At 70.7% G+C, this 24,331-nt stretch carries 26 protein-coding genes; 13 read left to right on the top strand and 13 right to left on the bottom strand.

The window, feature by feature from the left end; all coding sequences use genetic code 11:
* The first annotated feature begins 3 nt into the window (after positions 1-3).
* Positions 4-1,203 (top strand): cation:proton antiporter, encoded by a 1,200-nt coding sequence (locus AB0L91_RS23765; RefSeq protein WP_355275669.1) that lies wholly within the window; start codon positions 4-6, stop codon positions 1,201-1,203.
* A 50-nt stretch (positions 1,204-1,253) separates the two neighbouring features.
* On the opposite strand, the gene AB0L91_RS23760 is transcribed toward AB0L91_RS23765, so the two are convergent.
* Both AB0L91_RS23760 and AB0L91_RS23755 read right to left on the bottom strand, forming a co-directional pair.
* On the bottom strand, positions 1,254-1,907 hold the full coding sequence (locus AB0L91_RS23760) for a response regulator transcription factor (RefSeq protein ID WP_365013307.1): 654 nt from the start codon (positions 1,905-1,907) through the stop codon (positions 1,254-1,256).
* Entirely contained in the window at positions 1,904-2,890 is a 987-nt protein-coding gene (locus tag AB0L91_RS23755) for a histidine kinase (RefSeq protein ID WP_365013304.1), read from the bottom strand. The genes AB0L91_RS23760 and AB0L91_RS23755 overlap by 4 nt, the downstream gene beginning before the upstream one ends.
* Positions 2,891-3,070: 180 nt before the next feature.
* Here AB0L91_RS23755 and AB0L91_RS23750 point away from each other — a divergent pair, with 180 nt between their 5' ends.
* From AB0L91_RS23750 to AB0L91_RS23740, 3 genes are read left to right on the top strand one after another with little or no spacing between them, the layout of a single operon-like run.
* Positions 3,071-3,340 (top strand): hypothetical protein, encoded by a 270-nt coding sequence (locus AB0L91_RS23750; RefSeq protein WP_357345441.1) that lies wholly within the window; start codon positions 3,071-3,073, stop codon positions 3,338-3,340.
* A 27-nt stretch (positions 3,341-3,367) separates the two neighbouring features.
* Positions 3,368-3,805 carry a CBS domain-containing protein gene (locus tag AB0L91_RS23745; RefSeq protein WP_355275661.1) on the top strand — a complete coding sequence of 146 codons (438 nt, stop codon included), beginning with the start codon at positions 3,368-3,370 and terminating at the stop codon, positions 3,803-3,805.
* Positions 3,806-3,814: 9 nt separating this feature from the next.
* Complete coding sequence (locus tag AB0L91_RS23740; RefSeq protein WP_365013300.1) at positions 3,815-5,098, top strand: ArsB/NhaD family transporter; 1,284 nt, start codon at positions 3,815-3,817, stop codon at positions 5,096-5,098.
* Positions 5,099-5,108: 10 nt separating this feature from the next.
* Here AB0L91_RS23740 and AB0L91_RS23735 read toward each other — a convergent pair whose 3' ends face one another.
* The 7 genes from AB0L91_RS23735 to AB0L91_RS23705 all read right to left on the bottom strand — a co-directional run bounded on the left by AB0L91_RS23735 (position 5,109) and on the right by AB0L91_RS23705 (position 12,771).
* Entirely contained in the window at positions 5,109-6,125 is a 1,017-nt protein-coding gene (locus AB0L91_RS23735) for an iron-siderophore ABC transporter substrate-binding protein (RefSeq protein ID WP_365013297.1), read from the bottom strand.
* Between the two features lie 61 nt (positions 6,126-6,186).
* Positions 6,187-6,999 carry an ABC transporter ATP-binding protein gene (locus AB0L91_RS23730; protein WP_357345448.1) on the bottom strand — a complete coding sequence of 271 codons (813 nt, stop codon included), beginning with the start codon at positions 6,997-6,999 and terminating at the stop codon, positions 6,187-6,189.
* Complete coding sequence (locus AB0L91_RS23725; protein ID WP_365013294.1) at positions 6,996-8,015, bottom strand: iron ABC transporter permease; 1,020 nt, start codon at positions 8,013-8,015, stop codon at positions 6,996-6,998. The genes AB0L91_RS23730 and AB0L91_RS23725 overlap by 4 nt, the downstream gene beginning before the upstream one ends.
* Positions 8,012-9,022 (bottom strand): iron ABC transporter permease, encoded by a 1,011-nt coding sequence (locus AB0L91_RS23720; RefSeq protein WP_365013291.1) that lies wholly within the window; start codon positions 9,020-9,022, stop codon positions 8,012-8,014. The genes AB0L91_RS23725 and AB0L91_RS23720 overlap by 4 nt, the downstream gene beginning before the upstream one ends.
* Before the next feature lie 198 nt (positions 9,023-9,220).
* On the bottom strand, positions 9,221-10,135 hold the full coding sequence (gene hutG, locus AB0L91_RS23715) for a formimidoylglutamase (protein WP_365013288.1): 915 nt from the start codon (positions 10,133-10,135) through the stop codon (positions 9,221-9,223).
* 10 nt (positions 10,136-10,145) lie between these two features.
* Entirely contained in the window at positions 10,146-11,321 is a 1,176-nt protein-coding gene (gene hutI, locus AB0L91_RS23710) for an imidazolonepropionase (RefSeq protein ID WP_365013285.1), read from the bottom strand.
* A 13-nt stretch (positions 11,322-11,334) separates the two neighbouring features.
* Positions 11,335-12,771 (bottom strand): cytosine permease, encoded by a 1,437-nt coding sequence (locus tag AB0L91_RS23705; protein ID WP_365013707.1) that lies wholly within the window; start codon positions 12,769-12,771, stop codon positions 11,335-11,337.
* 246 nt (positions 12,772-13,017) lie between these two features.
* On the opposite strand from AB0L91_RS23705, the gene AB0L91_RS23700 reads away from it, so the two are divergent.
* The 3 genes from AB0L91_RS23700 (at position 13,018) to AB0L91_RS23690 (ending at position 16,801) form a co-directional block, all read left to right on the top strand.
* Positions 13,018-14,430 carry an amino acid permease gene (locus tag AB0L91_RS23700; protein WP_357345457.1) on the top strand — a complete coding sequence of 471 codons (1,413 nt, stop codon included), beginning with the start codon at positions 13,018-13,020 and terminating at the stop codon, positions 14,428-14,430.
* Positions 14,431-14,471: 41 nt separating this feature from the next.
* Positions 14,472-16,046 (top strand): histidine ammonia-lyase, encoded by a 1,575-nt coding sequence (gene hutH, locus AB0L91_RS23695; protein ID WP_365013281.1) that lies wholly within the window; start codon positions 14,472-14,474, stop codon positions 16,044-16,046.
* Positions 16,047-16,198: 152 nt separating this feature from the next.
* The gene (locus AB0L91_RS23690; RefSeq protein ID WP_365013279.1) at positions 16,199-16,801 is read left to right on the top strand and encodes a hypothetical protein; all 603 of its coding nucleotides are present in this window, start codon (positions 16,199-16,201) and stop codon (positions 16,799-16,801) included.
* An 80-nt stretch (positions 16,802-16,881) separates the two neighbouring features.
* Here the strand turns inward: AB0L91_RS23690 and AB0L91_RS23685 are convergent, their stop codons facing one another.
* On the bottom strand, positions 16,882-17,469 hold the full coding sequence (locus AB0L91_RS23685) for a TetR family transcriptional regulator (RefSeq protein WP_365013276.1): 588 nt from the start codon (positions 17,467-17,469) through the stop codon (positions 16,882-16,884).
* A gap of 55 nt (positions 17,470-17,524) precedes the next feature.
* Here AB0L91_RS23685 and AB0L91_RS23680 point away from each other — a divergent pair, with 55 nt between their 5' ends.
* Together AB0L91_RS23680 and AB0L91_RS23675 are read left to right on the top strand one after the other, a co-directional pair.
* The gene (locus AB0L91_RS23680; protein WP_365013273.1) at positions 17,525-18,043 is read left to right on the top strand and encodes a GNAT family N-acetyltransferase; all 519 of its coding nucleotides are present in this window, start codon (positions 17,525-17,527) and stop codon (positions 18,041-18,043) included.
* Positions 18,044-18,102: 59 nt separating this feature from the next.
* Positions 18,103-18,570, top strand: coding sequence for an NUDIX domain-containing protein (locus tag AB0L91_RS23675; RefSeq protein WP_365013270.1), 468 nt, complete (start codon positions 18,103-18,105; stop codon positions 18,568-18,570).
* 34 nt (positions 18,571-18,604) lie between these two features.
* On the opposite strand, the gene AB0L91_RS23670 is transcribed toward AB0L91_RS23675, so the two are convergent.
* Positions 18,605-19,525: a MerR family transcriptional regulator gene (locus AB0L91_RS23670; protein ID WP_365013268.1), complete on the bottom strand. Its 921-nt coding sequence runs from the start codon at positions 19,523-19,525 to the stop codon at positions 18,605-18,607.
* 68 nt (positions 19,526-19,593) lie between these two features.
* On the opposite strand from AB0L91_RS23670, the gene acpM reads away from it, so the two are divergent.
* On the top strand, positions 19,594-19,899 hold the full coding sequence (gene acpM, locus AB0L91_RS23665; protein WP_365013265.1) for a meromycolate extension acyl carrier protein AcpM: 306 nt from the start codon (positions 19,594-19,596) through the stop codon (positions 19,897-19,899).
* 51 nt (positions 19,900-19,950) lie between these two features.
* On the opposite strand, the gene hutU is transcribed toward acpM, so the two are convergent.
* The gene (hutU, locus tag AB0L91_RS23660) at positions 19,951-21,630 is read right to left on the bottom strand and encodes a urocanate hydratase (protein WP_365013263.1); all 1,680 of its coding nucleotides are present in this window, start codon (positions 21,628-21,630) and stop codon (positions 19,951-19,953) included.
* A gap of 146 nt (positions 21,631-21,776) precedes the next feature.
* Between hutU and hutC the strand changes: the two genes are divergently transcribed.
* The 3 genes from hutC (at position 21,777) to AB0L91_RS23645 (ending at position 23,798) form a co-directional block, all read left to right on the top strand.
* On the top strand, positions 21,777-22,550 hold the full coding sequence (gene hutC, locus AB0L91_RS23655) for a histidine utilization repressor (RefSeq protein WP_357345473.1): 774 nt from the start codon (positions 21,777-21,779) through the stop codon (positions 22,548-22,550).
* Between the two features lie 369 nt (positions 22,551-22,919).
* Entirely contained in the window at positions 22,920-23,177 is a 258-nt protein-coding gene (locus AB0L91_RS23650; RefSeq protein WP_355275632.1) for a hypothetical protein, read from the top strand.
* Between the two features lie 9 nt (positions 23,178-23,186).
* The gene (locus tag AB0L91_RS23645; RefSeq protein WP_365013259.1) at positions 23,187-23,798 is read left to right on the top strand and encodes a hypothetical protein; all 612 of its coding nucleotides are present in this window, start codon (positions 23,187-23,189) and stop codon (positions 23,796-23,798) included.
* Here the strand turns inward: AB0L91_RS23645 and AB0L91_RS23640 are convergent, their stop codons facing one another.
* Positions 23,799-24,296 (bottom strand): diadenosine tetraphosphate hydrolase, encoded by a 498-nt coding sequence (locus AB0L91_RS23640; protein WP_357345477.1) that lies wholly within the window; start codon positions 24,294-24,296, stop codon positions 23,799-23,801. It lies immediately after the preceding gene.
* Positions 24,297-24,331 lie beyond the last annotated feature (35 nt).

Below are 24,331 nucleotides of genomic sequence, written 5' to 3'. Positions count from 1 at the left end.
GCGGTGCAGCTCACGGGAACCGCGCTGGCTTTGATCCAGTTGGGGGCGGTGTTCTTCGGGTTGGGGGTACTCGGGCGGATCGCGGCGAAGGTCGGCCTCTCGCCGATTCCGCTCTATCTGCTCGGCGGTCTGGTCTTCGGCACCGGCGGCCTGATCGAATTGCACGAGGTGGAGGACTTCATCCATCTCGCCAGCGAGATCGGTGTCGTCCTGCTGCTTCTGCTGCTCGGCTTGGAGTACACCGCCGGTGAACTCGTCACGGGCATGCGCAAATCGTGGACGGCGGGTCTGCTCGATCTGGTGCTCAACGCGACGCCGGGGGTGATCGTCGCGCTCATGCTCGGATTGGGTCCGACCGGGGCGATCGCGATGGCGGGCGTCACCTACATCTCCTCGTCCGGCATCGTCGCCAAGGTGCTCAACGACCTGGGCAGGCTGGGCAACCGCGAGACGCCGACGATCCTGTCGATCCTGGTGTTCGAGGATCTGGCGATGGCGATCTACCTGCCGGTGCTGACCGCGGTGCTGGCCGGTGTCGGCTTCGTGGCCGGCCTGACCACGGTGGGGATCGCGCTGGTCGCGGTGACGGTGGTGCTCGTCGTCGCGCTGCGCTACGGCAAGTACGTCTCCGCGATCGTGGCCAGCGAGGATCGGGAGATCTTCCTGCTCAAGCTGCTCGGTTCGGCGCTGCTGGTGGCCGGGGTGGCCTCGGCGGTGCAGGTGTCGGCCGCGGTCGGGGCGTTCCTGCTCGGTATCGCGATCTCCGATTCCACCGCCCACGACGCCACCAAGATCCTCGAGCCGCTGCGCGATCTGTTCGCGGCCATGTTCTTCGTGCTGTTCGGTCTGAGCACCGATCCGCGGACGATTCCGCCGGTGCTCGGCTGGGCGGTGCTGCTGGCCGTGGTGACGACCGCGACCAAGATCGCCACCGGCTGGTGGGCGGCCAAACGCGCGGGCGCCTCGCAGCTGGGCCGGGCGCGGGCCGGTACCGCGCTGGTCGCGCGCGGTGAGTTCTCGATCGTCATCGCCGGTCTGGCCGTGGCGGCGGGCGCGGTGCCCGACGAGTTCGCCGCGCTGGCGACGACCTACGTGCTGCTGATGGCGATCATCGGCCCGATCGCGGCGCGCATCGTGGAACCGGTCATGCGGGTCACCGTCTCGCGCAAGCAGACGCTGCGGGCGGACCCGGTCACCGAGTGAGCGCTGTCGTCGGCCCTCGCGTCTGTCCGGCGCGGGGGCCGTCGGCGTTCTCACGGCTCGATCAGCCCGGCCCGGATCGCGTATCTGGTGAGCTCGAGCCGGTCGCGCAGCCCCAGTTTCTGCAGGATGTTGGCCCGGTGCCGGTCGACGGTCTTCGCGCTGATCACCAGCGTGGCGGCGATGTCGCGGGCCGAGTGCCCCTCGGCGATGAGCTTGAGCACCTCCTCCTCGCGCGGGGTCAGGATCGTGTCCGGCAGCGTCGCGCCCTGCCGGGCCAGCTGGAGGTAGTCGCGCACCAGGGCGGTGATCGCGCCCGGGTAGAGGAAGGACTCGCCGCGCATGGTGGCCCGGCACGCCTCGATCAGGTCGCGGTCGGCCACCGACTTGAGCACGTAGCCGGACGCGCCCGCCTTCAGCGATTCGAAGAAGTACTGCTCGTTGTCGTACATCGACAGCATCAGGATCCGCACGCCCGGCCGGGTGCGGGCGATCTCGCGGGCGGCCTGGATGCCGGTCATCCGCGGCATGGCGATGTCGAGGATCACCAGGTCGATCCCGTCCTGCGCGAGCGCGGTCACCGCGTCGAACCCGTTGGCCGCCTCCGCGACCACCCGCAGGTCCGGTTCGTTGTCCAGGATCATCCGCAGGCCGCTGCGGACCAGGGCGTGGTCGTCGGCCAGCAGGATCCGGGTCGGCGCGGTCATGTCGATGCTCCGTTCCGCCGCACGGGAACGGCGAGTTCGACGGCAGTACCCCCGGCGACCGGGGACGTGATGGTCAGCGTCGCGTCGATCAGCATGGCGCGCTCGCGCATGCCGCGGATGCCCGCCCCGTCCTGGACGACGCCGCCGCGCCCGTTGTCGGAGACCGACAGCAGCACGGTGCCCGCGCGTGGGGTCAGCCGCAGATGGACCTCGTCGGCGCCCGCGTGCCGCAGCACATTGGTCAGGCTCTCCTGGGCGATCCGATAGCAGACCAGCTCGACGTTCGGGTCCAGCCGGGAGATGTCCGGGTCCAGCTGCCGGTGCACGGGAATGGCCGCGGTGCGGGTGAATTCGTGACAGAGCGCGTTGATCGCGCTGTGCAGTCCCAGGTCCTCGAGCACGTCGGGGCGCAGCCGCGAGGCGATCCCGCGGACCTCGTCCAGGCACCCGCGCACCGTCTCCTGCGCCTCCTCGACCTCCTCGCGCAACTCCGCCGGCGCCCGGTCGAGCACCCGTTTGAGCCGCAGCAGCGCCACGGTCAGGCTCTGCCCGATCTCGTCGTGCAGCTCACGGGCGATGCGCTGACGCTCGCCCTCCTGGGCGGCCAGCGCAGTGGCCCCGGCGACCGAACGCTCGGCCTCGAGCCGGTCGAGCATGGCGTTGAACGTCTCGATCAGGTGGTGGAAGTCGCCGCTCGCGTGCCGGTCCAGCCGGTCGCTGCGATGCGGCGGATCGACCCGGCGCATCGAGGCGACGAGTTCGTCGAGCGGGGCGAAGCTCCGGCGCAGCGCGATCGCGTTGGCGGTGAGGATCACCGCCAGCCCGATCAGCAGCACCGGGATCTCGGTCAGCCGGACCCGCGCCGAGACGGTGGCGGGGGAGAACGCCAGGACCAGCGTGCCGAGGGTGAAGACGACCCCGTTGAGCAGGCACACCCGCCAGAACAGGGCCGTCACCGGAGTTCGGGCTGCTGAACGGCTCATACGACCCAGCATGCTGGCGCGCCCGCGCTGTTGTCCATGGGGTCCGGCACCCATTCCCGGCCCGGCTGGTCGATACCGCGGCGCCGGAAATGGGTGTCACGGCCGATGGTGGCGGCCGGCCCGGCGCCCGAGACTCGGTGGTGGACGCATTCCACCAGGTCAGGAAGGACTCGCTCGCCGATGGACACCGATCGCACGACGATCCCCGGCACCGGCGTGCTGTACGGCTTCCGCACTCGGCGCGGCACCCGCTTCGCGTTGCTGACGGAGCCGACCGGCACCCGGCACCTGCTCACCTACGCCCCAGGCAGCGACGAGCCCGCCGCCGATATCGCGCTGGCGCCCGACGAGGCCGACCAGGTCGCCGAACTGCTGCACAGCAGTTCGGTCCGCGACCGGCTCGCCCGGCTCGAACGGCGCCTCGACCACCTGAGCACGGACCGGGAGTGATCCGCCGTGCGCGCCAGGGACATCGCGATGAACCTGCCGACCGTGCGGCCCAGCGACCCGGTCGCGCGGGCGGTACGGCTGATGGTGGTCAACCGGCTGCCCGGTCTGATCGTCGTCGACGCGGCCGACCGGCCCGTCGCCGTGCTGCCCGGCACCCAGGTGCTGCGCCTGGTGATCCCCGGCTCGTACCAGAGCGATCCGTCGCTGGTCCGCACGATCGACGAGGTGCACGCCGACCTCTTCTGGCAGGAACCCGGCAGCCTCACCGTCGGTGACTGCCTGCCCGACGGCGCGGTGACCCCGGCGACCGTCACCCCGGACGCGACCCTGCTCGAGATCGCGATCCTGATGGCGCGCAAGCACAGTCCGCTGCTGGCCGTGGTCGACCGCTCGCGCACCCTGTGCGGGGCGATCACGCTGGAGCGGCTGCTGACCAGCCTGGCCGTCGTCGGCCCCGGCGACTGAGGCGCGACGATGGCCGCCGCCCTCGCCGTGCTGATCTTCGTGGTCGCCTTCTTCTTCATCGCCACCGAGAAGGCCGACAAGGTCAAGACCGTGCTCATCGCGGCGGGCCTGATGGCGGTGATCGGGCTGATCCCCGGCGAGGAGGTGTTCTTCTCGCCGCACGAGGGCATCGACTGGAACGTCATCTTCCTGCTGCTCGGGATGATGATCATCGTCGGGGTGGTCAAGCAGACCGGGCTGTTCGACTACCTGGCGATCTGGTCGGCCAAGCGCTCGCGCGGCAACCCCTACCGGCTGATGGTGATGCTCATGCTGATCACCGCGGTGGCCTCGCCGTTCCTCGACAACGTCACCATCATCATGCTGGTGGCGCCGGTGACGCTGGTGGTGTGCCGCAGGCTCGGCATCGCCGCGCAGCCGTTCCTCATCGCCGAGGTGCTGGCCGCGAACATCGGTGGCGCGGCGACGCTGATCGGCGACCCGCCCAACATCATCATCGCCAGCCGGGCCGGGCTGAGCTTCAACGACTTCCTGGTGCACATGGCCCCGATCGTCGTGCTCACCTTCGTGGTGTTCGTCGCGCTCACCCGGCTGCTGTTCCGCTCGGCGCTGCGCACCGATCCCGGTTCGGTCGACGCGGTGATGGCCCTGCGGGAACGCCGCGCGATCCGCGACCCGAAACTGCTGGTCCGGTCGCTGATCGTGCTGGCCGGGGTGATCGTCGGATTCTGCCTGCACAGCGTCGTGCACGTCGCGCCCTCGGTGATCGCGCTGGTCGGCGCGGGCACCATGGTGCTGGTCTCGGGCCTGGACATCGGCGAGATCCTGCACGAGGTGGAATGGCCGACGCTGGTGTTCTTCATGGGCCTGTTCGTGATGGTCGCCGGGCTGGTGCACACCGGCGTGATCGCGGCCATCGGCGCCGCCGCGATCGACCTGGTCGGTGACGACTATTTCCTGGCCGCGACCGCCCTGGTCTTCGGGTCGGCGCTGCTCGGGGCCTTCGTCGACAACATCCCCTATACCGCCACCATGGCGCCGGTGGTCGAGGACATCGTCGCCGGTGCCCCCGACCCCGAGACCGGGCGATCACTGTGGTGGGCCTTCGCCCTCGGCGCCGACTTCGGCGGCAACGGCACCGCCGTCGCGGCCAGCGCGAACGTCGTCGCCCTCGGCATCGCCGCCCGCGCCGGCCAGCGCATCTCCTTCTGGCAGTTCACCCGATACGGCATCCTGGTCACCCTGCTCAGCACGACGATGGCCTGGATCTATGTCTGGGTGCGCTACTTCTGATCCCGCGCGCTCACTCGGCGGGCAGCGGCACGCCGGTGGCCTGGGCGATGTCGGCCAGCATCCGCTGGGCCGCCTGCACGCCGATGCCCGACATCCAGGTCTCGTCCGGCACCTCGAACACCTTGCCGTTCTTCACCGCGGCCAGATCGCGCCACACCGGGCCGCTGGTGACGGCGTTCTTGGGGGTCTTGCCCGGGTCGTCGATGGTGGCGACGAAGATCAGGTCGGCGTCGGCGCCGTCGATCTGTTCCGGGCTCACCTCGAGCATGGTCTTCTTGGCGTCGGTCGAGACCTGGTTGGCCGGGCGGTTCAGGCCGACATCGGTCAGCACGACACCGCTGAACGACTGCGTCAGGTACAGCCGGGTCGGGCCGGCCAGGAAGCGGACCACCGAGGCCGACGGCGCGGTCCCGTTGTTCTTCGCCGTGATCGCCGCGCCCAGTGACCGCGCGCGGGCCTCGTACTTGCGCAGCGCGTCGGCGGCGGGCTGGTCGAGGCCGAGGGCCTTGCCGTGCACGGCCAGGTTGGCCTTCCACGGGCCACCGGTGGTCTCGGTGAACACCGTCGGCGCGATGCCGCTGAGCTTGTCGTAGATCTTCTCGTGCCGGATCTTCGAGGACAGGATCAGATCGGGCTTCAGCGAGGCGATGCGCTCGAGGTTCGGCTCCAGCAGTGGGCCGACATCGGTGACGCCGTCCAGGCCCGCCTTCAGGTAGTCGGGGAAGCCGCCCGCGGTCTTGGTGTGCGGGATGACCGCGCCGACCGGGGTCACGCCGAGCAGCGTGGTCGAGTCGAGTTCGGCGGTGTCGAGGACGACGACGCGCTGCGGGACTCGCGGGATGGTCACCTGGCCCATGACGGTGTCGAGGGTGCGCGGGAAGCTCGCGGCGTCGGCGGCGGTGTTCGCGCCGCCGGTGGTGGCGGTGTCGGTGCCGCAGCCGACGAGCGTGCCGAGCGCGAGCAGCGCGCCCGCGGCCACGGTGCCTGCCCGGCGGACTCCGCGGGCGCGGAGACGTCGAAGGGACATGACGGTCCTCATTTCTGGTGGGGGACAGGGCGACCCGGAACGGGGTCGCCGGGGCGGGAGGTCAGACGCGGGCGCGGGCGGCGCGGCCCAGCGGAACCACCAGGGGGGTCCCGGTTTCCGGATCGGGGATCACCCGGCACTCGACGTCGAAGACGGTGCGCACGAGGTCGGCGTCGAGGACCTCGGCGGGCGGCCCGGCCGCGGCCAGCGCGCCGTCGCGCAGGACCACCAGGTGGTCGGCGTAGCGGGCGGCTTGGCCGAGATCGTGCAGCACCATGATCACCGTGCGGCCCGCGTCGGCGTTGAGGTCGGCGACCAGATCGAGCACGTCGAGTTGATGGCGCAGATCCAGGAAGGTGGTCGGCTCGTCGAGCAGCAGCAGATCGGTGTCCTGGGCGAGTGCCAGGGCGATCCAGGCCCGCTGGCGCTGGCCGCCGGACAGTTGGTCGACGGGCAGGTCGCGCAGCGCCGTGGTGCCGGTGCGCGCCATGGCCTCCTCGACCGCCGCCTGATCACTCGCCGACCAGGGGCGCAGCATCTTCTGGTGCGGGTAGCGGCCCAGGCGCACCAGTGCTTCGACGGTGATCGCCTCGGGGGTGATCGGCTGCTGGGGGAGCAGGCCCAGCCGCAGGGCCAGAGTGCGCGCCGACATCCGGTGGATGTCGGCGCCGTCGAGGGTGACGGTGCCGCCCGCCGGACGCAGCAACCGGGTCAGGCCGCGCAGCAGCGTCGACTTGCCGCAGGCGTTGGGGCCGACGATCGCGGTGACGGCGTGCCCGGGCAGCACCAGGTCGAGGCCGTCGATCACGGTGCGCTCGCCGTAGCGCAGAGCCAGTGCGCGGGTGGCGAGTTCGTTGCTCGGTCGCTCGGTCATGCGTTCCTCCGATTCGCCGGGTTGCTGTCGCGCACGAGCAGCCACAGCAGCCACGGTGCGCCGACGGTCGTGGTGACGACGCCGACCGGCAGTCCCCGCACCGGCAGCAGGTTCTGCGCGACGAAGTCGGCGGCGGTGAGCAGGGTCGCGCCCGCCAGTCCGGTCACGGCGAGGGTCGCCGCCGTCGGCGGCCCGCACAGCAGCCGCACCAGCTGCGGGACCGCCAGCGCGACGAACACGATCGGCCCGGAGATGGCCACCGCCAGCGCGGCCAGCGCCACGGCGGTGCACAGCAGCCGCAGCCGCGCGCCGGAGACGCCGACCCCGAGTCCGCCCGCCGAGTCGTCCCCGAGATCGAGCACCGCCAGGGTGCGGTACTGCACGACCAGCGCGACCAGCACGACGACGGAGCCGAGGGCAGCGCCGGTGACCTCCGGCCAGGTCCGGCCGTAGAGCGACCCGGCGGTCCAATGCATCGCCGAACCCGCCAGTTCCCGGGGGAAGCGCACGATCACCAGATTCACCGCGGCGGCGAGCCCGGCCTGGATCGCCAGGCCGACCAGCACCAGCCGGGCCGTGGACAGTTGCGAGCGCCAGCCGATCGCGCCGAGGGCGACCGCGGCCACCATGCCGCCCGCCAGCGCGGCGAGCGGAATCGAGTACTGGCTGGCGCCCGCGGCCAGCACGACCACCGCGCCGAGCGAGGCGCCGCCGGTCACGCCGATCACGTCGGGGGAGGCGAGCGGATTGCGGAACAGCCGTTGCAGCACGCCGCCCGCGACGGCCAGGCCCGCGCCCGCGACGACCCCGGCCGCGATCCGGGGCGCCCGGAACTCCTGCACCACATAGACGTCACCGCGATCGCCGAGGCCGACCGCGGCCCGCAGGGCGGTGATCGCGTCCATCGGCACTTCGCCGGTGGCCAGCGCGATGGTCACGAGCGCGAGCAGCGCGACGGCCAGGACCGCGGCGAGCAGCCGGACCCGCGCGGTCGTCGAGGTCATCAGGGTGGTCATCGGCGCACCTTCCGCGTCGCGAGCACCGCCAGCAGCGGGGCGCCGAGGAACGCCGTGACGATGCCGACTTCGACCTCGGTCGGGCGCATGATCATCCGGCCGACGATGTCGGCGCTCAGCAGCAACAACGGCCCGGCCAGCAGGCATCCGGGCACCAGCACCCGGTGATCGGTGCCCGCGACCAGGCGCACCAGGTGCGGCGCGGCGAGCCCGACGAACGCGATCGGCCCGGCCACCGCCACCGCGGTACCGGCCAGCAGGACCACCGCGACCATGCCCGCGACCCGGATCCGGGTGACCGGCACGCCCAGTGCCTCGGCCGCCTCGTCACCGAGGGCCAGCGCGTTGAGCCCGGTGGTGATCGCCAGCCCGACGACGGCGCCGACCGTGAACAGCGGCAGCAGCGGAACCAGCACCGACAGTTCGCGTCCCGCGATCGAACCGACCAGCCAGAACCGGGCCTCGTCGAGGGTGCGCTCGCTGAACAGCAGGACCGCCGAGGTCCACGAGGCCAGCACCAGCTGCACGACGGTGCCGCCCAGCACCAGCCGGATCGGGTCCAGGTCACCGGCCCGGCGACCGAGCGCGAGGGTGGTCGCCGCCGCGACGGCGGCACCGGCGAAGGCGAACCAGACGTACTGTCCCGGCTGGCTCAGGCCCAGCGCGTAGATGGCGGTGACCACCGCGAGCGCCGCGCCCGCGTTGATACCGAGCGTCGTCGGCGCGGCCAGCGGGTTGCGGCTGACCCCCTGCACGATGGCGCCCGCCAGTCCCAAGGCCGCCCCGACCACCAGTCCGACCACCGTTCGCGGCCACCGCATTCCGGTGACCACCGCCGCGTCTCGATCGGCGCCGTGGCCGAGGATCGCGTCGACGACGGTGCCGACGGGCACCGACCGCGAGCCGAGCGCGAGGCTCAGCACGACGCACAGCGCCAGCGCGGCGGCACCGAGCGCGAAGAGTGCGAGACGGCGCAGCGCCGGACTGCGCAGAGCGGGAGTGGACACGGTGGGCATTCCTCATCGCGCACGACCGAGCGCGCCTGGCCGTCGGGCAGGCGGAAGACGCTGTGGTGCATGCGGATCGGTCGGCGGGCGGGTGCGGGACGACGGCGCGGTCGTCACCACCGCCGAGATGCGAAGGTTGCGAACCGGATCGCGGCAGACTTTAGGGTAGGCAAGCCTTAATGTGCAAGATCGTCGATCTCAGCCGCGGACATGCCGGGTGACCAGACGGTGCAGCAGCCGGGCCGCGGTCCGCGCGGTGCGCTGGTCGATATCGAGATCCGGATTGAGTTCGGCGACATCGGCGACGGCGAGTTTGCCACTGGCGGTGACCTGGTCGCAGACGGCCTGGATCGTCGGCAGCGGCACGCCGAACGCGGCGGGCGCGCTGACTCCCGGCGCGACCGCGGCGGGCAGGACGTCGAGATCGATGGTCAGGTAGAGCAGATCGATCCCCGCCAGGAACTCCGCCACGAACGCGGCGGCGCGGTCCGGCGCGCAGTCGTCGTCGAGCAGGTACCGCACACCGAACCGATCGGCGGTGTCGAACAGGATCGTGGTGTTGCTGGGCTGGCTGATCCCGAGCACCGCGTACCGCACGTCGGGATCCTGGTCGAGGATCTGCCGGAACGGCGTCCCCGAGCTGGGCACGGGATCGGGGCGCAGGTCGAAATGCGCGTCCAGGTTGAGGATTCCGACGACGGTGTCGGGTGTGCGCCGCGCCGCGCCGGCCACCCCGAGATAGGTGCCGTAGGCGACTTCGTGTCCGCCGCCGAGCACGATCGGGAAGGCACCGGCGTCCAGCAGGTCCGACACGGTCGCGCCGAGCAGGCGCTGGCCGTCTTCGAGCCGGCCGTCGGTGACCGCGACGGTGCCCGCGTCGTAGGCGCGCAGCGGTGCGCCGAGTGCCATCGGCGACAGCGCGCGGCGCAATGCCTCCGGGCCCCGGGCCGCGCCCGTCCTGCCCTTGTTGCGCCGCACCCCTTCGTCACTGGCGAAGCCGACGAACACGCACGCGCCGGGATCGGCGCCCGGCGCGTAGGGAGCCACGGCCTGATGCCAGCGCAGGTGTTCGGGCGTGGCGCCGTCGATCCGGCCGGTCCATGCGGATGTCATCGGGCAGACCTCATTTCGTCGCGGCGAGCGCGCCCGCGCGCCACACCCGGTCGATCAGCGGGACACCGGGACGATAGGCCAGGTGCAGGTGGGAGGGTGCGTCCAGCGCGATCGCGTCGGCGCGCGCACCGGGCGTCAGCGTGCCGATATCGGTGCGGCGCAACGCCCGCGCGCCGCCCGCGGTCGCCGCCCAGACGGCTTCGTCGGGCGTCATGCGCAGGTCACGCACGGCCAGGGCGATACAGAACGGCAGGCTCGTCGTATAGCTCGTGCCGGGATTGCAGTCCGCGCCCAGCGCCACGGTGACGCCCGCGTCGAGCAGGGCCCGCGCGTCGGGATAGCTGTTGCGAGTGCAGAAGTCGGCGCCCGGCAGCAGCGTGGCCACGGTGTCGCTGCCCGCCAGGGCGTCGATATCGGCGGCGTTCACATGCGTCACGTGATCCACCGACGCGGCACCGAGTTCCACCGCCAGCCGCACACCGGGACCCTGGTGCAGCTGGTTGCCGTGCACCCGCGGCACCAGGCCGTGCGCGATGCCCGCCGAGAGCACGGCGTGCGCCTGGTCGCGGTCGAACGCGCCCTGTTCGCAGAACACATCGATCCACCGGGCGTGCGGCGCGCACGCCGGGATCATCTCGGCGCACACCATCGCGACGTAGTCGTCGGCGCGACCGGCGTACTCCGGCGGCGGCACGTGCGCGGCGAGCAGGGTCACCTCGTCGGTGAACCGGCCCGCGATCCGCACGCTGCGCAGTTCGTCGGCCACGGTCTGGCCGTAACCGCTCTTGCATTCGACGGTGGTGCTGCCCGCGCGCAGCGACTCGTCCATCAGCCGCGCCACATTCGCGGCGAGCTGCTCGTCGGTCGCGGCGCGGGTGGCCGCGATGGTGGTGCGGATGCCGCCCGCGCCGTACGGGCGCCCGGCCATCCTGGCCGCGAACTCCTCGGCGCGCTCGCCCGCGAACACCAGGTGCGAATGGGTCTCGACGAAGCCGGGCAGCACGGCGCGCCCGCCGAGGTCGACGCCGGTGTCGGCGGCGGGCGCGGCGGCGCTGTCGCCGACCCACACCACCGTCGCGTCGTCGAAGACGACGGCGGCGTCGCGGCGCAGGCCGAGCGGGCCGTCACCCAGGGCGGGGTCGTTGGTGACCAGGGTGCCGATGCCGGTCAGTGCGGTGGTGGGCACTGGGGGAGTCCTCCTAGGTGCGGGTGTCGACCATGTCGGTGTGCGCGGGGTAGATCATCCGCGCGGGCGGGTGGGCGGTGCGGCGCGCGACCGGGTAGTAGATCGCCGCGGTGAACACGATGCCGACGATCCAGGAGATGTCGGCGCCGCCGAGCAGATCCGTGATCGGACCGGTGTAGAGCTTCTGCGCCAGGAACGGGATCTGGGCCATCACGCCGAGGCCGTAGCAGGCCAGCGCGGGCACGTTCCAGGCGCCGTAGCGGCCGTGCGGGTCGTAGAGCGCGGGCAGGTCGACCCGTTCCTTCGAGATCAGGTAGTAGTCGATCAGGTTGATCGCGCTCCACGGCGTGAACACCATCAGCAGCACGAGCACGAAGTTCTTGAAATTGTTCAGGAAGTCCGCGCTGGCGGCGATCGCGATCACCATCGACACTCCGACGAACCCGACGATGTAGAGCGTGCGGGCACGGGTGGAGATCTGCGAGCGCCCGTCGAACGCGGTGACGGTGGTCAGGATGGACATGAACCCGCCGTAGGCGTTGAGCACATTGACCGTCAGCTTGCCCACCACGATCACCAGGTACACGCAGAACGCGAGCACGGCGGGCCCGGCCAGGTGCCCGAGGAACCCGACCTGGTCGGCGAGGAAGGCCTTGCCCGCGACCGCGGCCACCAGCGCGCCGAAGGTCATCGCCCACTGCGAACCGAGCACGCTGCCCAGGAACGTCGACCAGAAGGTGGTGCGCTCGCTGGTGCTGCGCGGCAGGTAGCGGGAGTAGTCGGCGACGTACGGGCCGAAGGTCAGCTGCCAGCCCGCGCCGAGCGAGATGGCGAGCAGGAAGGTGACGATGTCGAAGCCGATCACCCCGACGAAGTCGCCGACCGGGTACTCGGCGAACAGCCGCACCGTCAGATAGGTGAAGCCGACGATCCCGATCACGGTCGCGATCCGCCCGACGACGTGGATCAGCCGATACCCGGTGACCGCGACGAACGCCGTCAGCGCGCCGAAGATCACGATGCCGATCACGGGGTTGTCCACGTGCAGCATGTTGTTCACCGCCTGCCCGGCCAGCACGGTGCCGGTCGCCGCGAAGCCCAGGTACATCAGGATCACCAGCACCAGCGGCACGACCGCGCCCTTGACCCCGAACTGGGCCCGGCTCGAGATCATCTGCGGCAACCCCATCCGCGGGCCCTGCGCCGAGTGCAGCGCCATCACCACGCCGCCGAAGACGTTGCCGAGCAGCAGCCCGACGATCGCCCACAGCGCGTCGGCGCCGAACACCACCGCCAGCGCGCCGTCGACGACCGCCGTGATCTGCATGTTCGCCCCGAACCAGAGGGTGAACTGGCTGCGCGGCGTGCCGTGCCGTTCGCTGTCGGGGACGACGTCGATGGTGCGGCGTTCGGGGGTGAGGAGGTCCTCGGAACTGCCGGAGCTGGTCATAGCGGCCTGTCTTTCTGCGGTGACGCCGTCGAGCGTGGGACCGGCGCGTGTGCGCTGGATCACGTCCGATATGTATATGCCTGTATAGACAGGTACGTCAAGCGCTAGGCTGCCCGGCGACCGGCCGTGCGTTGACATAGCTGTATATACAGGTTTATACATGTAGCGGTCGTTGTGACCGGCCCCACAGGCGAATCCGCCGGGTATCACCCGATCCGTGCGCCTTTCCGATCCCGGGAGAATGGTTTGAACAAGCCCGTTGCTGTGCTGACGCGCGGACTCACCGCGCGTCACATCCGTTTCATCGCGCTCGGCTCGGCCATCGGCACCGGCCTGTTCTACGGCTCGGCGGAGGCCATCCACCGGGCGGGCCCGTCGGTGCTGCTCGCCTACCTGATCGGCGGCGCCGCGATCTACATCGTGCTGCGCGCCCTCGGCGAGATGGCGGTGAGCAACCCGGTCTCCGGTTCGTTCGGCGAGTACGCCAGCAAGCACCTCGGCCCGCTGGCCGGCTTCGTGACCGGCTGGACCTACACCTTCGAGATGCTCATCGTGTGTCTGGCCGACGTCACCGCGTTCGGCGTCTACATGGGCTTCTGGTTCCCCGACGTGCCCCGGTGGATCTGGGTGCTGTCGATCATCTTCTTCATCGGCGCGATCAACCTGCTCAGCGTGAAGGTGTTCGGCGAGGTCGAGTTCTGGTTCAGCCTGGTCAAGATCGTCGCCATCGTGGCCATGATCGCCGGCGGCATCGCCATCCTGATCTTCGGCTTCGGCATCCACGACACCAGCGGCGGCGTGCAGAACCTGTGGGCCGACGGCGGCTTCTTCCCGACCGGCTTCGGCGGCTTCGTCGCCTGCTTCGCGATCGTCATGTTCGCCTTCGGCGGCACCGAGATCATCGGCATCACCGCGGGCGAGGCCGAGGACCCGCAGCGCACCATCCCGCGCGCGATCAACACCGTGCCGGTCCGGATCATCCTGTTCTACGTCCTCACCCTCGCGGTGATCATGGCGATCAATCCGTGGCAGACCATCGGCGACGAGGGCAGCCCGTTCGTGCAGATCTTCCAGAGCCTGGGCCTCGGCCCCGCGGCGGCCGTGCTGAACGTCGTGGTGATCACCGCGGCGCTCTCGGCCATCAACAGCGACATCTTCGGCGCGGGCCGGATGATGTACGGCATGGCCCAGCGCGGTCAGGCGCCCGCGGTCATGCGGCGGGTCTCGCGCAACGGGGTGCCGTGGATGACGGTGGTCATCATGACCGTCACCCTGCTGGTCGGCGTGCTGCTCAACTACCTGATCCCGGACAAGGTGTTCCTGGTGATCGCCTCGATCGCCACCTTCGCGACCATCTTCGTCTGGTTGATGATCCTGTTCTCGCACTACCGCTCGCGGCAGCGGATGTCGGCCGCCGAGGTCGCCGCGCTGAAGTTCCCGGTGCCGCTGTGGCCCTACGGCCAGCTGATCACCATCGGCTTCCTGGTGTTCGTGATCGCGGTGATCGCCTTCGACGCCGACAGCCGGGTGGCCCTGGTCGTCGGCGCGGTCTGGCTGGTCCTGCTGTGGGTGGCCTACCGGCTATGGGTCCGTCCGGCCCCGGCGCCGGAGGTGCCCGAACCGGTCGCGGCGCCGGATCCCGTCGCCGATATCGCCTGAGAAACCTGGTCCCGCACATCGTTCGGAATGGAGAAAACATAGTGAGCATCGACTCGGACCGGACCGCACCGGTCGCGGTGGAACCGGTCGTCGTCGGGACGGGGCCGGTGGCGCCCCTGGACGTGGTGCGGGTCGCCAGGGACGGCGCCGCGGTGCGGCTGTCGACGGAGGCACTCGCCGCGATCGGCACGAGCCGCAGGCGGATCGAGGCGCTGGCGGCCGACCCCAAGCCGGTCTACGGCGTGTCGACCGGCTTCGGCGCCCTCGCCGTCCGGCACATCCCGCTCGAGCTGCGTAAACAGTTGCAGCGCAGCCTGGTCCGCTCGCACGCGGCCGGCTCGGGCGCCGAGGTGGAGCGGGAGGTGGTGCGCGCGCTGATGCTGCTGCGGCTGTCCACGTTGGCCACCGGCCGGACCGGCGTGCGTCCGGTGGTCGCCGAGACTTACGCCGCGCTGCTGTCGGCGGGGATCACCCCGGTGGTCTACGAGTACGGCAGCCTCGGCTGTTCCGGCGATCTCGCGCCGCTGGCGCACGTGGCGCTGGCCGTCCTCGGCGAGGGCACGGTGCGCGACGCCGACGGCGAATTGCTCCCCGCCGCCGAGGCGTTGGCCGCCGCGGGCATCGAGCCGGTCGAACTGGAGGAGAAGGAGGGGCTGGCGCTGATCAACGGCACCGACGGCATGCTCGGCATGCTGGTGCTCGCCTGCCACGACCTGCGGCAGCTGTTGCGCCTGGCCGATGTCACCGCGGCCATGAGCGTGGAGGGCCTGCTCGGCACCGACAAGGTCTTCGCCGCCGACCTCCAGGCGCTGCGTCCCCAGCCCGGGCAGGCCGTCGCCGCGGCCAATATGACCCGCCTGCTGGCCGATTCGGCGATCGTCGCCAGCCACGCGACCCCCGACTGCACGGTGGTCCAGGACGCCTACTCGCTGCGCTGCGCCCCGCAGGTGGCCGGCGGCGCGCGCGACACCCTGGCCCATGCCGAACGCGTCGCCGGCTACGAATTGGCCAGTGCCGTGGACAATCCCGTCGTCACCCTCGACGGCCGCGTCGAATCCAACGGCAACTTCCACGGCGCCCCCGTCGCCTATGTCCTGGACTTCCTGGCGATCGTCGTCGCCGATGTCGCCAGTATCAGCGAACGCCGCACCGACCGGTTCCTGGACAAGGCCCGCAACCACGGCCTGCCCCCGTTCCTGGCCGACGATCCCGGCGTCGACAGCGGTCACATGATCGCCCAGTACACCCAGGCCGCCATCGTCTCCGAACTCAAGCGCCTGGCGGCCCCCGCCTCGGTCGACTCGATCCCGTCCTCGGCCATGCAGGAGGACCACGTCTCCATGGGCTGGTCGGCCGCCCGCAAACTCCGCCGCGCCATCGACGGCCTCACCCGCGTCCTCGCCATCGAGGCCCTCACCGCCGCCCGCGCCCTGGACCTGCGCGCCCCCCTCACCCCGGCCCCCGCCACCGCCGCCGTCCGCGACGCCCTCCGCACCCAGGTCCCCGGCCCCGGCCCCGACCGCTACCTCGCCCCCGACATCGACGCCGCCTACCACCTCGCCACCTCCGGCACTCTCCTCACCGCCGCCGAATCCGTCACCGGCCCCCTGGGCTGACCAACGCACCGCCTGGGCCCAGCGGATTCGCGGGGCCCAGGCGGTTTCCGAGCAGATCGGAATACCTCCGCCTGGTGCGCGGTCCCGAATCGCTCCTCGCCGAGACTGGTACGTTCGTCTCCGACTACGCCGAGTCGCCCGGGGGTTCGATCATGTTGTCGCTGTACGACTATCAATTGGCGATGCTGCATGTGATGCGTGACAGCGCGCCCATCGAGGCCGCGGCTCTGCTCCATTCCCTCGGTGCGACGCGAGTGGAGACAGCACTGGCCGAGCAGCGGCTCCGGCGTGCGCCTCGACAGCGTTTCGACGACTATCTCGCGGCGTGGGGCGCACCGGATTCGGCGGCCGTCGAGATTCTCGGTGTGGGTACGGAATGGCGGAAAGCGCGGTGGGACCTGTCGTTCTGGCCTGGCCTTCGCATCGAACTGACCAGCCCGGTCGAGTGGTTCGTCGGTCGGCGGCTGGTTCGTCATGGCGATTGTCCGCCGCCGGTGCTGGAGACGGTGGCCGACCTGCGGCCGTGGTCGTGTACCTACGACGAATTCGTCGACAGTGGGCGCTGGCATGTCCACTACTTCGACGGGATGCGTTCGACGCGGGACATCGACGCCTTCGTCGCGACCGATCCGGAGTCGGGCCGCACCTGCACCTATTGGGCAAGGTTCGACTGGTCGCTGCTGCAGTCGGTCGAACTCGCGCCTACCGAGTACGTGTGGAAGTCGTGTCGTGACTGTGACGGATCGGGCCCGTAGGCCAGGACACCGCGCGGCGCCGAGCGTGACGTTTCTGGCCGCAGGCCGCGAGCACGGTGATGTCGAGCCGGCCGGTGCGGTCAGCCGGGGGTGCTGCGGAGCGTGGTGATGTGGTGCTGGACGGCGGCGGTCGCGCGGGGTTCGTCGCCGGTGGCGAGGAGGTCGAGGAGGGCGCCGCGCAGGACTGCCAGGGCGAGGGTGCGGGTGGTGCGGGCGGTGGGGGTGTCGCGGTGGGCCGGGGGTTGGAAGCGGGCGAGGAGGTCGAGCCAGTCGTCGACGGTGGTGCGGGCGAAGCCGGTCCAGGGGCCGTCGGGGTCGACCAGGGAGCGGGCGTAGGCCTCGGTCCACAGGCGCAGGAGCGGGTGGTGCTCGGGCGCGGACAGCCAGCGCCAGACCTGGTCGACGGCGGCGGCGAGGTCCGGGGGAGTGGGGTGGTCGGTCAGGGCGTCGAGGAAGGTCAGCTCGTCGGCCCTTGCCCGGGCGAGGAGGGCCCGGACCAGGCCGTCCTTGTTGCCGAACAGGAACATCAGGACCCGGGGGCTGGACCCGATGGCGGTCGCGAGCGGGCGCAGGGAGAGGTCGGCGAGCCCGTGCTGGAGGACGTACCGGTAGGCGGCCTCCAGCAGTTCGGTCTCGCGGGCGGAGGGGGTTGTCGCGGCGGTGCCCATGGCGGTAGCTTACAGCTACTGAAACAATCGTTTCAGTGAACCGTGGAGGTGACCGATGTCCGACGATGCGCGAGTCCTGATCCGCTCGGCCGACCAGCCGGGCGACCTGGGCTGGGTGGTGATGGCCCACGGCGAGATCTACGCCGAGCAGTTCGGCTGGAACACCGACTTCGAGGCCATGGTCGCCGGCATCGTCGGCGACTACGCGACCGCGCACGACCCGGCCGTCGAAGCCGCCTGGATCGCCGAGGTCGACGGCCGCCGCGCCGGCTGCGTCTTCTGCGTGCGCGGCACCGAGCCGGGAGTGGCCAGACTGCGCACCCTCCTCGTCACCCCGGCCGCCCGCGGCCTCGGCGTCGGCACCGACCTGGTCGACACGGTCATCGCCTTCGCGAAAGAATCCGGCTACCGGCGAATCACCTTGTGGACCACCGACGCCCAGTCCGCGGCCCGCCGCATCTACGAATCCGCCGGCTTCACCCTGACCACCGAAGACCCCCACCCCGGCTTCGGCCACGACGTCCTCGGCCAGGACTGGACCCTGAACCTCGCCCCGATCGCCGCGAGCCGATAGCCCACTCGCGATCGGGCATGCTGGAGGTGATCCCGCTCGTCGACAGAACAGGAATCACCGTGCCTCCGACGACCGATCGCCGCGAACCGACTGTCCGGCACTCCATCCGGCTGGTCCTGCTCGACGAGCACGACCGGCTCCTGCTGTTCTCCGGCACCGACGAAGCCGACGGCCGCACCTTCTGGTATCCGATCGGCGGCGGCACCGAAGACGGCGAGACACCACAGCAGACCGCGGCCCGAGAAGCACACGAGGAAACCGGTCTCACCGACCTCGTCGTCGGTCCCGAAGTCTGGCGCCGCCGCGCCTACGCCACCTGGGGCGGCACCACCTACGACTGCCGCGAACGTTACTTCCTCGCCCGCGTCCCCGCGTCCCCGCGTTCGACATCGACACCTCCGGCTTCACCGAGGTCGAACGCGCCACCGTCACCGGCCACCGCTGGTGGACCCTGGCCGACCTCGCCGCCAACCCCGACCGCGTCGTCCCCGGTGACCTACCCACCCGCCTGGCGGACCTCCTGCTGAAAGGCCCACCCGCCGAACCGATCACCCTCGACGCCTAGCAGGTCGCCGCGCCCGCCGAGTCGACCAGCGCGCCACGCACCCAGTCGATCGCGTGGCCGACGGTGATCCGCTCGCCGACCAGCTGGGCAGTCAGTGTCCAGTAGCGGTCGATGCGGTGGTCGGGGGTGTCGGTCAGCAGTTGCTCGCGGAAGGCCGGGGAATCGCGGAGTCCTCGGGCATCGGCGTGGGCCTCGACGAAACGGTCGAGTTCGCTGCCGCGTCGTGGCCGGACGTCGTCCGCGACCCGTGCCACCACGTCCGTCAAGGCGTCCGCCACGTCGGCGTACAGGCCCCGCGGGTCGCGGATCAGGTCCGGCTGGTGCCACCAGAGGTGTTGTCGCACCGCGTCGCTCATCGTGCGATCGGCCACGAGGGCGGCCAGTTCGGCATAGGCGACGACCTCGTCGACGGTCGGGTCGGCGGGCGGCTCCGGGACATTCCAGCCCACATAGCGGTCGACCTCGTGCCGGTCGATCGGGGCGAGGATCCGCCGCCAGAACCGCACGAGATCGTCGTGGAGCGCACCGCCGTCCTGGGCGGCGGCCAAGAGGGCCAGCCGGTCGGCCCGCTGCGCCGGGTCGGCCGCCCCGACCGCCCGCAGCGAGGCCCGCCGCCATGCCACCGACCGGAATTCGCCCTCGACCCGCGCACTTTCGGCGGCGACGGCCTCGTCGATCGATCGTTCCCCGCGCAGCACCGCCGTGATCGACTCCAACCCGAGCCCGAACGCACGCAGTCGCCGGATCAGCAGCAAGCGCTCGGTCGCGCCGTCGGCCTCGAACAACCGATGCCCGCCCGGGCTGCGCCGGGCGTCGAGAATGCCCTCGTCGCAATAGAACCGGATCGTGCGCACCGGGAATCCGGTGGCGCGGGCCAGTTCCCCGATGCTGATCAGCAAGCCTGTGTCGTCCGTCACAATCCCTTGAACCTCCACCCCGGTGAAGCTTTTACCGTACCGGTATCACCCACCGGACAAGGAGATTCGTGGCTACCACGCAGGAAGAGATCGTCGCAGGCATCGCCGAGATCGTCGAGGAGGTGACCGGTATCGACGCCGCGGAGGTGACACCGGAGAAGTCCTTCGTCGAAGAACTGGAGATCGACTCGCTCTCACTGGTCGAGATCGCGGTCCAGCTCGAGGACAAGTACAACGTCAAGATCCCCGACGAAGACCTGGCGAGCCTGAGGACCGTCGGCGACGCGGTCGCCTACGTCCAGAAGATGGAGGCGGATCAGCCGCACCTCGCCGCGGAGATGGAAGCGAAGTTCCGGGCGGCACAGCCGGAGTGAGCCGACACCGCCGCCCGCACCGGGAAACGGCGCGGGCGGCGGTGCGCCGGATCAGCTCTCCCGCATCGGAATACGCACCCCGCGCTCGCGGGCGACGTCGGCGGCGTGTTCGTAGCCGGCGTCGACGTGGCGGATGACGCCCATGCCCGGGTCGTTGGTGAGCACCCGCTCGAGCTTCTGGGCGGCCAGCGGCGTGCCGTCGGCGATGCACACCTGGCCGGCGTGGATGGAGCGGCCCATGCCGACGCCGCCGCCGTGGTGGATCGAGACCCAGGAGGCGCCGGAGGCGGTGTTGAGCAGGGCGTTGAGCAGCGGCCAGTCGGCGATGGCGTCGGAACCGTCGGCCATGGCCTCGGTTTCGCGGTAGGGGGAGGCCACCGAGCCGGAGTCGAGGTGGTCGCGGCCGATGGCCAGCGGCGCGGACAGCTCACCGGAGGCGACCATCTCGTTGAACTTCAGGCCGGCGCGGTGGCGCTCGCCGTAGCCGAGCCAGCAGATCCGCGCGGGCAGGCCCTCGAACTGCACCTTCTCCCCGGCCATGGTGATCCAGCGCTTCAGGTGCTCGTTCTCGGGGAACAGCTCCATGATGGCGCGATCGGTGGCGGCGATGTCCTTCGGATCGCCCGACAGCGCGGCCCAGCGGAACGGACCGAGGCCCTCCTCGAACAGCGGCCGGATGTAGGCGGGCACGAAGCCGGGGAACGCGAAGGCCCGGTCGTAGCCGCCCTTGCGGGCCTCGTCGCGAATCGAGTTGCCGTAGTCGAACACCTCGGCGCCCTTGTCCAGGAACCCGACCATCGCCTCGACGTGCTTGGCCATCGACGCCTGCGCCTCGGTGGTGAACCACTCCGGGTCCTTCTCCGCGAGGGTGTGCCAGTCCTCGAGCGCGACACCGATCGGCAGGTACGACAGCGGATCGTGGGCCGAGGTCTGGTCGGTCACGATGTCGATCGGCGCGTCCATGGCCAGCAGCTGCGGGAACACCTCGGCCGCGTTGCCGACCAGGCCGATCGACAGCGCCCGCCGCTCGTCACGGGCCGTGATCGCGAGTGTGAGCGCATCCTGGAGGGTCTCGGCCTTGGTGTCGAGGTACCCGTGGGCGATGCGCCGATCGATGCGGGCCGGATCGCAGTCGACGCAGAGCGCGACGCCCTCGTTCATCGTCACCGCCAGCGGCTGCGCGCCACCCATGCCACCGACGCCCGCCGTGAGGGTGATGGTGCCTGCCAGGGTGCCGCCGAACCGCTTGCGCGCCACCGCGCCGAAGGTCTCGTAGGTGCCCTGGAGGATGCCCTGGCTGCCGATGTAGATCCACGAACCGGCCGTCATCTGGCCGTACATCATCAGGCCGAGCTGCTCGAGCTTGCGGAAGTCCGCCCAGTTCGCCCAGTCGCCGACCAGGTTGGAGTTGGCGAGCAGCACGCGCGGTGCCCACTCGTTGGTGCGGAACACACCGACCGGCTTGCCGGACTGCACCAGCAGCGTCTCGTCGTCGGCGAGGGTCTCGAGGGTTCGCACGATCGCGTCGAAGGCCGCCCAGCTGCGGACCGCGCGACCGGTGCCGCCGTAGACAACGAGGTCGTCGGGACGCTCGGCGACCTCGGGATCGAGGTTGTTCATCAGCATCCGCAGGGCGCCCTCCTGCTGCCAGCCCAGCGTGTGCAGCCGCGAGCCGCGCGGGGCGGACACGGGCCGGGGGCCGGGTTCGGGCTGGGTGGCGGCGTCGGTCATCGGTTCACTCCTCGGAAATGACGGCTGTGTCCTGGGTCACTGGAATCCAGACTAGTGGTATAGTCCTGTATATACAAGTAGCTGTCAAGCGTGCTGTGTCGTTCGGGCGCAACGTATTCTCTGGGCAAACTGAGGGAACGGATACCGTGGTGGCGATCGAAGTGGTCGATGCGGACCTGGCCGCGCTGTACGGCGAACTGGGCACCGAGTTCGCGGCGTACGAACGCGTCAAGCAGCTGATCATGGCGCAGATCAAGGGCGGCCGCTGGACCGAGGGTGAGCAGATCCCCTCGGAGAACCAGCTGGTCAACGCGCTGGGTCTGTCCCGGATGACGATCAACCGCGCCCTGCGCGACCTCACCGCCGACGGCGCGCTCAACCGGGTGATGGGCGTGGGCACCTTCGTCGCCCCGACCAAGGCCGCCTCGCCGCTGTTCGAGGTCAGGAATATCGCCGACGAGATCTCCCGGCGCGGTCACCGGCATCGCACCGAGGTGGTGTTCGTGCGCGCCGAGGAGGCGGGCGATCGGCATCCGGTGCTCGGGAACGCCATGAGCGGCAGGGTGTTCCACTCGCTGCTGGTGCACCGCGAGGACGACATCCCGATCCAGGTGGAGGACCGCTACGTCAACCCGGCGCAGGCGCCCGACTATCTGGCGCAGGACTTCACCACCGTCACGCCGAACACCTACCTCAGTGAGGTGGCTCCGCTGATCCGCGGCGAGCATGTGGTCGAGGCGGTGCGGGCCAGTCGCGAGGAGTGCGCGCTGCTCGACATCGATCGCGACGAGCCGTGTCTGCTGATTCGCCGCCGCACCTGGTCCTCGGGCGGCTTGGTCAGCGCGGCCCGGTTGATCCATCCGGGATCGCGCAACCGGCTGGAGGGCAGCTTCGGTTCCGCGGCGAATGACGCCGAATAAGAGGTCTCGGCTCAGGCGGGTAACTCGCCACGCCATTCTCCGCAGTGTGCGCACTGTCCGGTGAAAGATGTGACTCGCCCCGCGGTGGTCCCCGGAATTGTTATGCGATCTGAATATCCTGGAGCGATAGCAAATCTTCCGCTAATCGCAAAGATGGGCTTGACCAGGCTATCTGCCCAACAGATGGGTGGGGGCCGGTTTCGGGTTATCACTCTTTCGTGACGAACTACGCGACATGCCGGATTCGGGCTGTACGTTTAGTGGCCCATGGCTCGCTGGGTTCCATTCGGGTAACGGAGGGCGGAAATGGCTACAGTCGCGCGGCAGTCGGGGCCGCACAGGGTGAGTGCCCGGCAGAGCTTTTCCGCAGTGAAATCCACGCTGTCGCCGTCGACGCTGGTGACGGTCGGGTTGATCTTGTTGATCCCGGTTCTCGCCACCGCGGGACCGATCCTCGCGTCGGCGATGATCGCCCGCTACGCCGGGGTCGGCCGGTCGGGGGTGGTGGTGCTGGCGGTGCTCGCCGGCGTGGTCGCGGTCGCGGTGCTCGCCGCGTGCTGGGCGTTCCGGCAGGCGTGGCGACGCGGTCCGGCCGGTCGGCCCTCGTTGGGTTCCTTAGCGCGGTAGGAGATCGCCATGCAGACGTACCGACCCACCGGGGGCGCTGTCGTCCCCGCGATCGAGCCGATCAGTACCCCGGACGTCGTCGAGGAGTGTCGCCGCTTGCGCATCGTCGCCCGGATCGACGACGCCGTCGTCTGGCAGGCGGCCGCGACGCGACTGCTCGAGTGCGGTCGCCGCCGCTGGCGCACCCGCACCGATATCGCCGATCAGCCTGCGGTGCGCCGGTGGTCGCGCATCGAGAGCGCGGGGGAAGTTCCCGACCGGCCCAGCCTGCCCGCGTTGTTCGCCGCGGTCGCCGCCGGCGCGGAGATCGGCGCGGCGGACCCGTACGCCGAGTTCGCCGCCGCGATCATGCTGCTGGCGAGCTGCCCGGCCGAGGTGGTCCTGCAGTCGGATCCGCGCCACGATCCACGCGCCGTGCGCTTCTCGGTCTTCGCCTGCCGCGAGGACGATCTGCCCCTGGCGGAGGATCTGATCACCACGACGATCCTGTCCTGCGGCGCCGTTCTGGCCCGGCGCTGCTCGGTGCTGCGGCGCGGCCCGGCGGTCCGCCCGTCCGCTCCGATCGTCGACCATCCACTGCCGGAACTGCTCGTTCTCGGCAGCAGTACCGCGGCCCGCTGATCACCCCTCGGCGAGAATCTCGCCGAGGGCGGCGGTGATCGCCGCGCGCAAGTCGTCGTGCCGGGCGTCGAGCGCATGCTCGGGCGCCGTGCGTTCGGCGCCGTACAGGTACACCGGTCCGGCGCGGAGGTCGGCAGGCTCCCACTCGTACCGCGCGTGCACGTGCCCGTGCAGGTGCGTCCAGGTGTTGCCGAGCACCTCGTAGTTGATCCGCCGGAACGCGGGATCGGCTGCGCGGCAGGCCCGTTCGACCGCCTCGCCCAGCACGACGAGGTCGGTCATGAACGCGATCCGTTGCGGCCGTGGCAGATCGGTGAGCTGATCGGCCGTGCCGTCGTAGATCAGCACGCAGTACCCGGGGAGGTGCTGGGTGTCGCCGATCACGGCCCATCCGGTCGTGAGACGGCACAGTGCCGTCGGATTCGTCCCCGCGGCCGCCGTCCCCGCGCGATCGCGGCGCCAGTCGTCGTCGGCGGTGCCGACCTGATCTCCGGTCATGCTGCCCCGTTCCTGGTGTGCGCCGACGGCGCCTG

Source organism: Nocardia sp. NPDC051833, assembly GCF_040681225.1.
Lineage (GTDB): Bacteria > Actinomycetota > Actinomycetes > Mycobacteriales > Mycobacteriaceae > Nocardia.
The sequence above is the reverse complement of the archived record's forward strand: the minus strand, read 5'-3'. Positions and strand labels throughout refer to the sequence as shown.